Genomic DNA, 11924 nt, shown 5'->3' with positions numbered 1-11924 from the left:
CGCACACGCGTCCCCGCGGCCGGACCTCACGCGGGACGTCTCGGCCTCCCGGAACGGGACCTTCAGCCGCTCAGAACGGATACCACCGCACCGACGGATCCCCGTCCCGCAAGGACGCCACCCGCCGCTCGAACTCCGCCAGCGCCTTCGGGTTGGTGGGCGCGTGCTGCGCCACCCACGCACAGCTCGCCGTCTCCCGCGCACCCCGGAGCACCGCACACCCCTCCCACTCCCGGACATCCCATCCGTAGATCCGGACAAAGGAGTCATACGCGGCGGGGTCGAGCCCGTACCGGTCGCGGGACAGGGCCATCACCACGAGATCGTGCTCGCGGAAGTCGGACGAGAACGTCTCCAGATCCACGAGCACCGGACCGTCCGCCGTCACCAGTACGTTCCGCGGCAGTGCGTCCCCGTGGATGGGCCCCTTGGGCAGATGCGGCGTCAGCTCCTGCACCTCCCGCGAGAAGGCGGCCCGCCGCGCCCGCAGAAACTCCACATCCGCGGGATCGATCGCGTCACCGGCGAGCCGCAGCCAGCGGTTGACCCCGCCGAGCAGTTCACGGCGCGGCAGCACGAAGGACTCCGCGGGAGGGGAGGGCAGTTGATGCACGAGCCGGATCAGCGCGGCGAGATCCGCCGGCTCCGCGGGCCGCACCGACTCGCCGAGCCGCTGCCACACCGTGACCGGATGCCCCTCGAACACACGGGGCTTGGGCTCGGCGGCCCGCACCGCCGGCACTCCCGACTCCGCGAGCCATTCGGCGATCTTCACCTCGTGGCCGGCCCGTTCGATCAGTCCAGGAGCAGAGCGGCCGACCTTGGCGACCAGATCACCGAGTGCGAACACCGCGTTCTCACCGAGCGAGAGCAGCCGCGCATCCCCGGTGAGCCCCACGCCGTCGAGCACCTGACGTGCCCTTGCCTCGTCCATCCGCCGCCTCCCTACGTTCCGGTCGCACCTGCCGCGGTGCCGTTCCGTTTCCCGGCCGGCGTCCGCGGTCGGGGATCAGTCTTGCATTCGCACACCGCGTAACCCCTGCGAGGTCGCTTGACGTATCAGGTCCACGTCAGCACGATGACTTAGCCGTCTAGGGCGGCCGTACCCCCACGTACCCGCCCGAAGGAGCCGATTCCGTGACATTGGCGACCGCGACGAAGTCGAAGCGGTCAGCGAAGAATGCGCCCTCGCGCAGACCGGCCGACCACGGAGCCTGGTTCCTGGTCCTGCCGGCGCTGATTCCGATTCTGGTCCTTAGCGTCGGGCCGCTGCTCTACGGCATCGCGCTCGCGTTCACCGACTCCCAGTCAGGACGTACCGAACCCACCCAGTGGATCGGGCTCCTCAACTTCCAGGACCTGCTGCACGACACCCTGTTCTGGGACTCGTTCCGCATCGGTCTGCTCTGGGCGGTCGGCGTCACCGTTCCGCAGTTCTTCCTGGCCCTCGGCCTGGCGCTGCTGCTCAACCAGAACCTGCGCTTCCGCTGGCTGGCCCGGGCATTGGCGATCATCCCGTGGGCGATGCCCGAGGTCGTCGTCGGCATCATGTGGCGGCTCGTCTACCACCCCGACGCGGGCGTGCTCAACGAAACGCTCTCCAGCCTGGGTCTGGGCGAGGGCCGCGACTGGCTGACCGGCACGGCGACCGCGCTGTTCGCGGTGATCGTCGTCGGTATCTGGGCGGGTATGCCGCAGACCACGGTCGCGCTGCTCGCCGGACTGCAGAACACCCCGCGCGAGCTCCATGAGGCGGCCGCGATGGACGGCGCGGGCGCCTGGCGCCGGTTCCGCACGGTCACCTGGCCGGCCATCAAACCGATCGCGCTCGCCATCTCGGCGCTCAACTTCATCTGGAACTTCAACTCGTTCGCCCTGGTCTATGTGCTCACCCAGGGCGGCCCGGGCGGCCGCACCCGCCTGCCGATGCTCTTCGCTTACGAAGAGGCTTTCCGGTACGGGCAGTTCGGGTACGCCGCGGCGATGGGCTGCGTCATGGTCGCGGTGATCTCGGTGATCCTCGCGTTCTATCTGGTCGGCCGTCTGAAGGGAGGCGACGAGTAGTCATGCGTACGAAAAAATCCGCACGCGCCGCGCAGTACGTGGCCCTGCTCGCCTATCTCGTCTTCCTGGCCTTCCCGTTCCTGTGGCTGATCTCCACGGCGTTCAAGCCGGCCAAGGAGCTGGGGAGTCTGGATCCGACCTGGATCCCCGAGAACCCCACCCTGCAGAACTTCCGGCAGGCCTTCGACGAACAGCCGCTGCTCCAGGCCGGTCTCAACTCCCTGATCGTGGCGCTGAGCGCGGCCCTGGTCGCGGTGGTGATCGCGACACCGATGGCCTATGTGATGGCCCGTCACCGCAATCGCCTGTCCAAGGCCGCGACCGGCTGGGTCGTGGTGAGCCAGGCGTTCCCGTTCGTGCTCATCATCATCCCGCTGTTCCTGATCCTGAAGAATCTGCATCTGATCAACGCCCTGCCCGGCCTGATCCTGGTGTACGTGGTCTGGTCGCTGCCCTTCGCGCTCTGGATGCTCGTCGGCTACGTACGGGCCGTGCCGGCCGAGCTCGAGGAGGCCGCGGCGGTCGACGGCGCGAGCAAGCTGCGGACGTTCGTCTCGGTGGTCGCACCGCTGCTCGCACCCGGCATCGTGGCCACCGCGATGTTCGCCTTCATCACGGCGTGGAACGAGTTCTTCTTCGCGCTCGTCCTGCTCAAGACCCCGGAGAAGCAGACCTTGCCGGTCATCCTGAACCGCTTCATCGGCACGGAGGGCGTGGCCGACCTCGGTCCGCTCGCCGCCGCCGCGTTCCTCGCCACCATCCCCTCCCTGGTGATCTTCGCGATCATCCAGAAGCGGATCACGGGCGGCATGCTCGCAGGGGCGGTGAAGAGCTGATGTGCTCGATCAGGGCCTTCAAGGTCATCGGCCTGCTCGCGGCCGCGCTCATGACGGTGCTCACCGGCTGCAGCGGCGACGAGCCCGACAAGGACGGGAAGATCACCCTCCAGTTCCAGTCGCTCGCCTGGCAGGCCGAGTCCGTCGAGGTGAACAAGGAACTGGTCAAGGAGTGGAACGCCGCCCACCCCGACGTCCAGGTCAAGTACATCCAGGGCAGCTGGGACAGCGTGCACGACCAGCTGCTCACCTCCTTCGAGGGCGGTGAGGCGCCGGACATCATCCACGACGCCTCCGACGACCTCGCGGACTTCGCGTACGGCGGCTATCTCGCCGATCTCTCCGAGCTGATCCCCGCGCGCCTGAAGTCCGACATCCCGCGCAACAGCTGGGACACGACGACCTTCGACGAGGGGATCTACGGCGTCCCGTTCCTCCAGGAGCCGCGGGTCATCATGGCGAACGCCAAGTGGCTCAAGGAGTCCGGCGTACGGATCCCGACGCCGGACAAGCCCTGGACCTGGGAGGAGTTCCGCCGGATCACCAAGGAGTTGAGCGGCGACGGCAAGTACGGAGTCGCCTGGCCCCTGAAGGAGCCGGTCTCCGCCACCCTCAACCTCTCGCTCTCCGCGGGCGGTCAGCTCTTCCACCGGGAGCCCGACGGCAAGGTCGACATCCGCTTCGAGGAGGGCGACGGGGTCGTGCCCGGCACGATCCACGACCAGGTCAACACCGACCACAGCGCGTCGAGCACGACGCTCGGCATGGGCGGCTCGGACACCCTGCCCGGCTTCTTCGGCGGCAAGTACGCGATGGTGCCGCTCGGCTTCTCGTACCGCCAGCAGATCGTCCAGCAGGCACCGGACGGCTTCGAGTGGCAGGTGCTGCCCGCACCCGCCGGCGCCGACGGGCTCACGCAGGGCGTCTCGCCGCAGACCCTGTCGATCTCCGAGGACACCGAGCACAAGAAGGAGGCGATGGAGTTCATCGACTTCCTGCTGCAGCCGGACAACATGGTGCGCCTGGCCAAGGGTGACTGGATGCTGCCCACGGGGACGGAGGCGCTCGAGGCGCCCGCGCTGCACGCCGAGAAGGACGGCTGGGCCACCGGCACCGCCCTGGCCTCGCATCTGACCTCGGCCCCGGCCCAGTCCGTACGCGGCTATCCCGAGTGGAAGGACAAGGTGGCCACACCCGCGCTGCAGGAGTATTACAGCGGGGCGATCGACGCGGCCGAGCTCGAGAAGCGGATTGTGAAGGACGGAAACCTGGTACTCAAGCGCTACCAGAGATAGCCGTCCGCGCTCCCGATCCGTCGAGGGGCCCGATCCGCCGAGGGATGGTCCGTATGCGCAGTGTCGGGGTGGAAGAGGAGTTGCTCCTCGTCGACCAGGAGAGCGGGGAGCCCACCGCGCTCTCCCAGGCCGTCCTGGCGATGGCGTCCCGCGACGGAGACCCCGACGACGCCTTCGAGGCGGAGCTCCACCGGCAGCAACTGGAGTTCGCCACCAGCCCGCAGGAGGAGATGTCCGCGCTCGCGCGGGAGATCGTGCGGTGGCGGGAGGCCGCGGCGCAGCACGCCGAGACACTCGGCGCCGCGGTCGTGGCGCTCGCCACCTCACCCCTTCCGGTGAACCCCACCATCGGGACCGGACCGCGCTACCAGTGGCTGGAGGAGCAGTTCGGCCTCACCACGCAGGAGCAGCTCACCTGCGGCTGTCACGTCCATGTCTTCGTGGAGTCCGACGAGGAGGGCGTGGCGGTACTCAACAGGATCCGCCCCTGGCTTTCGGCGCTGCTCGCGCTGAGCGCCAACTCCCCTTTCTGGCAGGGCAGGAACACCGACTACCACAGCTATCGCAGCCGGGTCTGGGGCCGCTGGCCCTCGGCCGGGCCGGTGGAGCTCTTCGACGACGCGGCCGCGTACCACGAGCAGACCCGCGCCATGGTCGCCACCGGCGCCCTCCTGGACAAAGGCATGGTCTACTTCGACGCCCGGCTCTCGGACACGTATCCGACCGTCGAGGTGCGCATCTCCGACGTCTGCCTCGAACCGTCGATGACGGTGCTGGTCGCCATGCTCGTACGCGGTCTCGTGGAGACGGCGGCACGTGAGTGGCGCGCGGGCGAGGCGCCCGTACCGCACTCCGTGGCCGTGCTCCGTCTGGCCTCCTGGCGCGCGGCCCGCTCGGGTCTGGCGGACGAGCTCGTCCACCCTCTGCTGATGGAGCCCGCGCCGGCCCGTTCCGTGGTGGAGGCGCTCTTCGCGCATGTGCGTCCCGCGCTCGAGGACACCGGCGATCTGGAGACGGCCCGCTCGCTGCTCGACCGGCTGCTGCGGGACGGCAACGGAGCGAGCGTCCAGCGCGCGGTCTTCGAGCGCGACGGCAATCTGCGCGAGGTGGTCGACGAGTGCGTACGGCGCACGGCCCGCGGTGTGTGATGGTCCGGGTGCCGGGTCCGGGTCCGGGTGCCCTGTCGCGACGGCCCGCCAGTGAGCCGTACGCCTCCTGCGATCACTCAGCGTGAAACCTGCGCCTGACCTGTCCGTCCGGTCACTCCACCGGCCGGGACGAACACGACCGCACGGCCGCCCGGTGTGACACTGCGAGAAGGCAGTGAGCTGCCTGGACGACACGGCAGTACCGACACGGGAGCGGCGGTGTGACGGCAGCGCAGGACGCGGAGGACACGGACGGCCTCGATGCCCGACTGACCGCCTTTCTCGCCGGCGGCCAGATCGCGGAGCTCGATCTGGCCATGGTCGTCACCCTGGCGGCCGAGGCCATGGACCTGGCGCCTGTCCAGGCGTATCTGGCCGACCTGCAGCAGCGCCGGCTGATTCCGCTCGGGTCACCGGCGGAGCCGCTGGCCGTCGACGACTCCGCCGGCGGCTGGGCGTACCGGAAACAGGATCTGCACATCGAGGAGGACGGCCGCGCCATCACGGTCTGGCTGCCGCTGATCGACGGGGCGGAGCGGCTCGGGGTGCTTGCCGCCTCGACACCGGCCATGGACTCCTCGTTCCTGGTGCGCTGCCGGGCCCTGGCCGCCCTGCTCGCCCCGGTGATCACCTCGAAGCGCGCCTACAAGGACTCCGTGGTGCAGCGCACACGGACCGAGCCCATGGGGCTGCCGGCCGAGATGCTCCGCGCCCTGCTGCCGCCGCGCACCATCGGTACGCCACGGATCGTGTCCACCGCGGTGATGGAGCCCGCGTACGAGATCGGCGGCGATGCGTACGACCACGCGCTGACCCCGACCACCCTGCATGCCGCCGTGGTGGACGCGATGGGCCACGATCTGTCCTCGGGCCTCACCGCCACCGTCGCGATGGCCGCGTGCCGCAACGCGAGGCGGACCGGCTCGGATCTGACCGAGCTGACGACCGCCGTGGACACAGCGCTCGGCGAGTGGCTGCCCGACCAGTTCTGCACCGCCGTCCTGGCCCAGCTGGACCTGGCCACGGGAGCGCTGCGCTGGATCAACTGCGGCCATCCGCCCCCGCTCCTGGTGCGCGGCCAGCGCCTTGTGTCCGAGGCCATGGAGCGCGAACCGGACGTTCCGATGGGGCTGCCCGCCCTGCTCACGGACGCTTCCCGGGAGGTCCACCAGATCGCGCTCGAGCCGGGGGACCGCGTACTGCTGCACACCGACGGCATCACCGAGGCCCGCCTCGCCGACGGTGCCGAGTTCGGCGCCCATCGGTTCGCACAGGCGGTGATCCACGCCGCCTCCACCGGGGAGCCCGCCCCGGAGACGCTGCGCCGTCTGATCCACTCGGTGCTCGACGCCTCCGAGAACAGGCTCCGCGACGACGCCACGATCCTGCTGCTGGAGTGGAACCCTCCGCTGTCGTGATGTCTCGGGCGTGTGAGGTCCCAGGTGTCGTGATGTCTCGGGCGGTGTGAGGTCCCAGGTGCCGTGACGTCTCAGGCGGAGCCGCCGCTGCGCGCGGCCTCTCGCTCCGCCATGTTCTTGAACTGGCCCAGGTCGTAATTGGCCAGGGTCTTGTCGAGGTTCGTCAGGGCGCCCAGATGCTCCACGAAGCCCTTCGGGTCGTATTCGACCTGCAGCGTCACGCGGCTGCGCGTGTCACTGAGCCGGTGGAAGGTGACCACGCCCGCGTGTTCCACGCCCTGGGTGGTATGCCAGGCGATGCGCTCCTCGGGGACGACCTCGGCGAGTTCCGCCACGAACTCCTTCTCGGCGCCCGGCAACGAGAGCTGCCAGGCGAAGGTGTTCGGGTCGATGCGCTTGACGTGTTTCACATGGCTGAGGAAGGAAGGCCAGCGTTCGACGTCCTTCCACAGCGCCCAGCTCACCGAGACGGGCGCTTCGACGTCGACGGCTTCGAGCAGTGAGGACGACATGGGTTTCTCCTCCTCTTTCGTACGTACGAGAGGTGCGTGCGCGTCAGGCGCCGGCCAGCGAGCCGCCGGCCCTACGGGCGTCCGGGACCAGCGGGCCGTCACCCGTGGGGGCATCCGGCACCAGCGAGTCGTCGCCCGGACGCGCACCCGACAGCCGGTGCCGTGCCGCGATCAGGGCCATGTCGACATCCCGGGTACCCGTGGCGATACACAGCGTGTACGCCACGTCCTCCAGTCTCCGCTGCACCTGAGGGGTCCCCTTCTCGGCTTCGAGGATCTTCAGCGCCGCGTACTCGTCCATCAGGTCGAGCAGCACGGCCGGGTGCGCCATCAGCATTCGAACTCCCCCTTCGTCTGTCCGCCCGAACGGGCCCGTCGCTTCCGGTCCCCCGTGTTCCCGGGATGACCTCGGCCATGCCTCTCCGGGGCGAGACCGTGACGGTGCGCGGTCGTGAACCGGTCCGTTTGAACTTGTCCGTTTGGCGGCGGAGCGTCAGGGCATGCGAGTCCACGTGCTTCGGACCGGAGGCGCAGCCGCAGGGGCGGTCTGTCCGGTTCCGGATGCACGGTGGCCCGACGAACGGCCCCTCACTGCGGTCGAGCTTGATGACTCCACGGCGAAGGGATTCGTATGTCTGCGCATATCCACACCAGGAACATCCGCCCCGGCCACCCCACCTCGTCCACCTCTCGACGCGTGCGTCACCCGCACGATGACGCACCGGACACCGCGGCGCAGTTCGCGCGGCTGGTGAACCTGGACGAAGGACCGGAGCGTGAGCTTCTGAAGGAAGAACTCGCCGAGGCCTGGCTGCCGATGGCCCACCGCATCGCGGGGCGTTTCGGCCGGCGCGGTGAGGAACTCGACGATCTGCGCCAGGTCGCCGCGCTGGGCCTGGTCAAGGCGATCGATCATTACGAGCCGAGCCGCGGGGCGTTCGAGAGCTACGCGGTGCCCACGATCACCGGCGAGATCAAGCGGCACTTCCGGGACCGGTCCTGGGCGCTGCGCGTCCCGCGCCGCGTACAGGAGCTGCGCAACCGCATCCGCGCTGCGCACCGTGAGCTGTCCCAGATGCCCGGCGCCCATGAACCTCAGATCGAGGAGATCGCCGCACACCTCGGCCTCACCGAGGACGAGGTGAAGGAGGGCATACAGGCACTGCACAGCCACAGCACGCTGTCCCTGGACGCCCAGCTGTCCTCCGCCGACGACGGCTTCAGCCTGGCCGACGCGCTCGGCGACCCCGACCCCGCCTATGACACCGTGGTCGACCGCGAGGCGGCGAAGGAGGGGCTTGCGAAGCTGCCCGAGCGCGAGCGCACGATCCTTTATCTGCGCTTCTTCGAGGACAAGACGCAGCAGGCCATCGCCGATCAGCTGGACATCTCCCAGATGCATGTGTCCCGGCTCATCACGCGCAGCTGCGCCAAGGTCCGCGCCCAGGCCCTCGGCGCCGACGAGCAGGATCTGCCCCGCGCCGCATGAGGACCTCGCGGCGGCGCCGCCCCGGCACTGCGGCGAGGGGCTTACGCCCCTCGCGGCGGGAGCAGGTCGGGGCGGCGCCCGAGGGCGTGCAGGAACTCCAGGGCGTCCCGCACCAGGGTTTCCTCGTACCAGGCCAGCCAGCGGCCGGCCTCGTGGCCGATCCTGGTCAGCAACGCCGACTGGTTCGCGGCCAGTTCACCGGAGGGGCCGGACAGGTGGGCCGACACCATGCCCACGCACGCACCGTCCGCGCCGATCAGCGGAACACTGTGCACGGACCGGCTGCCCGCCTGCAGGATCGTGCGCCGTGCGCCGTCGGTGAAGACGGGGTCGACGGCCACGTCGCGCACGGTGCGCAGCGCGAGAGCCGCGGCGGCCTCGCCGCAGGCCGTGCCCTTCTCGCCGACGAAGGCGAAGTAGTCCACGAAGTCGTCGCTGTGACCGGTGTGGTGTTCGAGGCGCAGGCCGCGCGCCGCCGGGTCGGCCAGCTGCACATTGCCCATGTCGGTCCCGGTGATGGCGAGAACCTGGGAAAGGACCACGCGCAGCACGCCGCTGCGGTGCGCCGGCGCATCGCCGTCGAGGTCCAGGGCCGGCAGCAGGGGAGGGTGCTGCCTGACCCTGCCGGGGAACCACAGCTCCCTCATGCTGTCGGGGCATGCGGTGGTGAGCACCGCGTCCACCAGGGAGCGCATCTTCACGTTGAAACGCTGGGAGGTGTGGCGCAGCAGGACGAACGCCTCGTCGGCGTCCCGGAGCCGGTAGCGCTCCATCAGCATGCCCTGGGCCATCGCGACGGCCGGCCGGCTGCGATCACGGGCCCGCAGGTGCCGGATCTCCTCGGTGGTGCGGGCGAGTCGGTCGCGTAGCGCTTCGACGTCACCCTGCTCAGGCTCCTGTGCGACGTGCATGCGGGTTCTTCGGTCCATGCGTTCCCTTCTCCTGCTCCGGTTTCAGGCCGTCGTCCCGCTCGTACGGCGGGGGCGCGGAATCGGCCGGGGCATACGTACGGCGGCGCCGCCGGCTGTTTTCTCAACCGGGCGACGCCTGACCCACGGTGCGCTCTGACAGATCTGCCCATGGGGTGTCTCTGCACGTATCCCGTCAGGCCGGACGCAAACCACGCTCACAGACGTCCGCCGCTCCATCGCGCCACCGGCCCGCGGCGGTTGCGCTCGGCGCGGCGTCCCGCGCCATAGGTGGCCAGGCCGAGTGCGGTGATCCCGGCCGCCGAGAGAGCCGCGATCAGTTTGCGGTTCTTGAAGGCCGCCCACGCCGTCAGGGCCGCCGCACCCGCCCGTCCCGCGGTCGCCGTCACGGCCTTGCGGCCGGACTCGACGCCGTCGAGCGCACCGGTGAAGACACGGCCCGAGGCGCGGGCCGACTTCTCGGCCGCCTCGCCGCCGGCGTCCGTCACTGCGCCGGCTGCCTTTGCGGCCATGTCGGCCGGCTGCTTGCTGTCGGTCCTGCTGTGTTGGTTCGTCATGCCGTTGCGGATGACCCGGTCTTCGCGGCGCAAACGCGGTGTGGTCCCGGAGTGGAGCCGAAGTGCCCGAGAGGTGTGCGCCAGGTGACCCCAGGACATGAGGGCCCGCCCGCGGGGCACTCGCCAGGAGCGGTCGTCGGGTGCTGGGCCCGCGGCGCACGGCGGCCGAGGAGGCAGGCGATGACGGATGCGGGACGAGGGGCCACGGCGCAGGGTGTGTGGGAGTTCGACCCGCGGGGAGCCGTCGATCCGCGGGCCCGCGACCGTTTGATCAGTGACATCGGGGACAGCGGCGCGCGTGATGTCCTCGTGCTCGCGCACGGCTGGAACAACGACCCCGCCGTGGCAGGGGAGTTCGACGCGCGCTTCTTCGCACTCATACGGGAGGCCGCACCTGGCGGCCGCATGGCACAGGTGGGCGTGCGCTGGCCCGCGATGCGGTTTCTGGACGAGTCCGCTCCGCATGTGCCCGAGGAGCAGCGCCGCGCCGCCCTTGACGCGTTGCCCGCGCTGGACGCGGCTACGGCCCGCGCGCTGGTGAACGCCTTCCCGGCCAGTGGCGACGTGGTGCACGAGCTGTGCGACCTGCTGGCGCGGCGGCCCGCCGGCGGTCTGGCGCTCGACGACTTCGGCACGCTTCTGCGCCGCCTCGTCGAGCTGCGGCTGACAGACGCCCGCGCCGAGTTCGCCTCGGACGCCGAGGACGATCTGCTGCCGCAGCACGATCCGGTGATGCTCTTCGACGACACCGCCGGCGTATGCGGGGAGTTCGCCTCCGCACTCGACGAGGCGCGCGAGGCCGTCGAGGCCACCCACCACCGGCCGGAACGCACCGAACAGCACAGCGAGGAGGAAGCGGCCGACGTCTCGCACCACGGCACCCACGCGGAGTCCGCGGTGATGGGGCCCCGTGCGCCGGACGCTCCCAGCCCCCGCCTCGAACAGGGCGGTCCGGTGCAGACCGCGGGCGGGTTCGGCGCCGAGCGCTTCGCCACGGGGCATGACGAGTTGTGGCGCGGGGCGCACGAACTGCTTCGTCAGGTCGCCGGGCACACCTTCCGCCGGCGCGCGGGCGTCGTGGGTACGTACGGCCTCGCGCCCGTTCTGGCGCTGCTGGCCCGGAGCGTGCCCGGCGTGCGTATCCACCTGGTGGGGCACGGCTTCGGGGCGCGCCTGGTCGCCTACGCGTTACGCAGCCAGGCCGAGGGCTCCCGCACGGTGGCCTCGATGGTGCTGCTGCAACCGGCCCTGTCCCATTTCGCGTTCGCCGACCACATGCCCCACCAGATGCGCGGCGGCGGCGCGCTGGCCGGGTGCGTGGAGCGTCTGGCCGGTCCGCTCGTGTGCTGCTACTCGCACAACGATCTCGAGCTCGGCCTGATGCACCCGCTCGCCACCCGCATGATCGGCGACTCGGCCTCACTGTCGGGCATCGACCGCAAGTGGGGAGCCCTCGGCCATGACGGAGCCCAGGCCGCGGCGTCGTTCACCGCGGTCGGCCTCGACGAAGTCCTGAGCCGCGGCATGGGCGACCGGCAGTGCCTCAACGTCGACGTCTCCGCTGTCGTACGTGAAGGAGACCCGCCCGCCGGTGCGCACAACGACGTGTTCCACCGGGACCTCGCCCGGCTCGTCGTCGAGGTCGCCGGGATCGGCCGCGAGGACTGAACCCTGCC

General features: G+C 70.2%; 12 protein-coding genes. 7 read left to right on the top strand and 5 right to left on the bottom strand.

Translation table 11 applies throughout. The features are described from left to right. Window positions 1-70: 70 nt before the first annotated feature. A complete protein-coding gene (locus ABT367_RS02685) occupies window positions 71-934 on the bottom strand; it encodes a phosphotransferase enzyme family protein (RefSeq protein WP_352248815.1) in 864 nt (287 codons plus the stop codon). A gap of 203 nt (window positions 935-1137) precedes the next feature. Here ABT367_RS02685 and ABT367_RS02680 point away from each other — a divergent pair, with 203 nt between their 5' ends. The 5 genes from ABT367_RS02680 (at window position 1138) to ABT367_RS02660 (ending at window position 6761) form a co-directional block, all read left to right on the top strand. Continuing rightward, a complete protein-coding gene (locus ABT367_RS02680) occupies window positions 1138-2064 on the top strand; it encodes a carbohydrate ABC transporter permease (RefSeq protein ID WP_434975382.1) in 927 nt (308 codons plus the stop codon). A 2-nt stretch (window positions 2065-2066) separates the two neighbouring features. Further along, window positions 2067-2900 (top strand): carbohydrate ABC transporter permease, encoded by an 834-nt coding sequence (locus tag ABT367_RS02675; protein WP_352248813.1) that lies wholly within the window; start codon window positions 2067-2069, stop codon window positions 2898-2900. Further along, window positions 2900-4195, top strand: a complete 1296-nt coding sequence (locus tag ABT367_RS02670; RefSeq protein WP_434975381.1) for an ABC transporter substrate-binding protein — start codon at window positions 2900-2902, stop codon at window positions 4193-4195. Before ABT367_RS02675 ends, ABT367_RS02670 begins: the two co-directional genes overlap by 1 nt. Window positions 4196-4248: 53 nt before the next feature. Beyond that, the gene (locus ABT367_RS02665; protein ID WP_352248811.1) at window positions 4249-5343 is read left to right on the top strand and encodes a glutamate--cysteine ligase 2; all 1095 of its coding nucleotides are present in this window, start codon (window positions 4249-4251) and stop codon (window positions 5341-5343) included. Window positions 5344-5564: 221 nt separating this feature from the next. Further along, entirely contained in the window at window positions 5565-6761 is a 1197-nt protein-coding gene (locus ABT367_RS02660) for a PP2C family protein-serine/threonine phosphatase (protein WP_352248809.1), read from the top strand. 71 nt (window positions 6762-6832) lie between these two features. Here ABT367_RS02660 and ABT367_RS02655 read toward each other — a convergent pair whose 3' ends face one another. Then, window positions 6833-7273 (bottom strand): SRPBCC family protein, encoded by a 441-nt coding sequence (locus tag ABT367_RS02655; protein ID WP_352248807.1) that lies wholly within the window; start codon window positions 7271-7273, stop codon window positions 6833-6835. A 43-nt stretch (window positions 7274-7316) separates the two neighbouring features. Further along, window positions 7317-7610 (bottom strand): DUF5133 domain-containing protein, encoded by a 294-nt coding sequence (locus ABT367_RS02650; RefSeq protein WP_352248805.1) that lies wholly within the window; start codon window positions 7608-7610, stop codon window positions 7317-7319. Window positions 7611-7904: 294 nt separating this feature from the next. On the opposite strand from ABT367_RS02650, the gene ABT367_RS02645 reads away from it, so the two are divergent. After that, window positions 7905-8762, top strand: coding sequence for a SigB/SigF/SigG family RNA polymerase sigma factor (locus tag ABT367_RS02645; protein ID WP_352248803.1), 858 nt, complete (start codon window positions 7905-7907; stop codon window positions 8760-8762). Between the two features lie 41 nt (window positions 8763-8803). Here the strand turns inward: ABT367_RS02645 and ABT367_RS02640 are convergent, their stop codons facing one another. Together ABT367_RS02640 and ABT367_RS02635 are read right to left on the bottom strand one after the other, a co-directional pair. Next, on the bottom strand, window positions 8804-9691 hold the full coding sequence (locus tag ABT367_RS02640; RefSeq protein ID WP_352248801.1) for an ANTAR domain-containing protein: 888 nt from the start codon (window positions 9689-9691) through the stop codon (window positions 8804-8806). Window positions 9692-9888: 197 nt separating this feature from the next. Further along, window positions 9889-10248: a hypothetical protein gene (locus tag ABT367_RS02635; protein WP_352248799.1), complete on the bottom strand. Its 360-nt coding sequence runs from the start codon at window positions 10246-10248 to the stop codon at window positions 9889-9891. Window positions 10249-10428: 180 nt separating this feature from the next. Between ABT367_RS02635 and ABT367_RS02630 the strand changes: the two genes are divergently transcribed. Continuing rightward, complete coding sequence (locus ABT367_RS02630; RefSeq protein WP_352248797.1) at window positions 10429-11916, top strand: serine-threonine protein kinase; 1488 nt, start codon at window positions 10429-10431, stop codon at window positions 11914-11916. The last annotated feature ends 8 nt before the right edge of the window (window positions 11917-11924 follow it).

The sequence above is a fragment of the Streptomyces mesophilus genome (assembly GCF_040300965.1).
GTDB lineage: Bacteria > Actinomycetota > Actinomycetes > Streptomycetales > Streptomycetaceae > Streptomyces > Streptomyces mesophilus_A.
The sequence above is the reverse complement of the archived record's forward strand: the minus strand, read 5'-3'. Positions and strand labels throughout refer to the sequence as shown.

What these genes read in the sequence shown, in the direction of transcription:
- ABT367_RS02685 (WP_352248815.1), bottom strand. Translation starts at nt 934, where the DNA reads ATGGACGAGGCAAGGGCACGTCAGGTGCTCGACGGCGTGGGGCTCACC.
- ABT367_RS02675 (WP_352248813.1), top strand. Translation starts at nt 2,067, where the DNA reads ATGCGTACGAAAAAATCCGCACGCGCCGCGCAGTACGTGGCCCTGCTC.
- ABT367_RS02670 (WP_434975381.1), top strand. Translation starts at nt 2,900, where the DNA reads ATGTGCTCGATCAGGGCCTTCAAGGTCATCGGCCTGCTCGCGGCCGCG.
- ABT367_RS02665 (WP_352248811.1), top strand. Translation starts at nt 4,249, where the DNA reads ATGCGCAGTGTCGGGGTGGAAGAGGAGTTGCTCCTCGTCGACCAGGAG.
- ABT367_RS02655 (WP_352248807.1), bottom strand. Translation starts at nt 7,273, where the DNA reads ATGTCGTCCTCACTGCTCGAAGCCGTCGACGTCGAAGCGCCCGTCTCG.
- ABT367_RS02650 (WP_352248805.1), bottom strand. Translation starts at nt 7,610, where the DNA reads ATGCTGATGGCGCACCCGGCCGTGCTGCTCGACCTGATGGACGAGTAC.
- ABT367_RS02645 (WP_352248803.1), top strand. Translation starts at nt 7,905, where the DNA reads ATGTCTGCGCATATCCACACCAGGAACATCCGCCCCGGCCACCCCACC.
- ABT367_RS02640 (WP_352248801.1), bottom strand. Translation starts at nt 9,691, where the DNA reads ATGGACCGAAGAACCCGCATGCACGTCGCACAGGAGCCTGAGCAGGGT.
- ABT367_RS02635 (WP_352248799.1), bottom strand. Translation starts at nt 10,248, where the DNA reads ATGACGAACCAACACAGCAGGACCGACAGCAAGCAGCCGGCCGACATG.
- ABT367_RS02630 (WP_352248797.1), top strand. Translation starts at nt 10,429, where the DNA reads ATGACGGATGCGGGACGAGGGGCCACGGCGCAGGGTGTGTGGGAGTTC.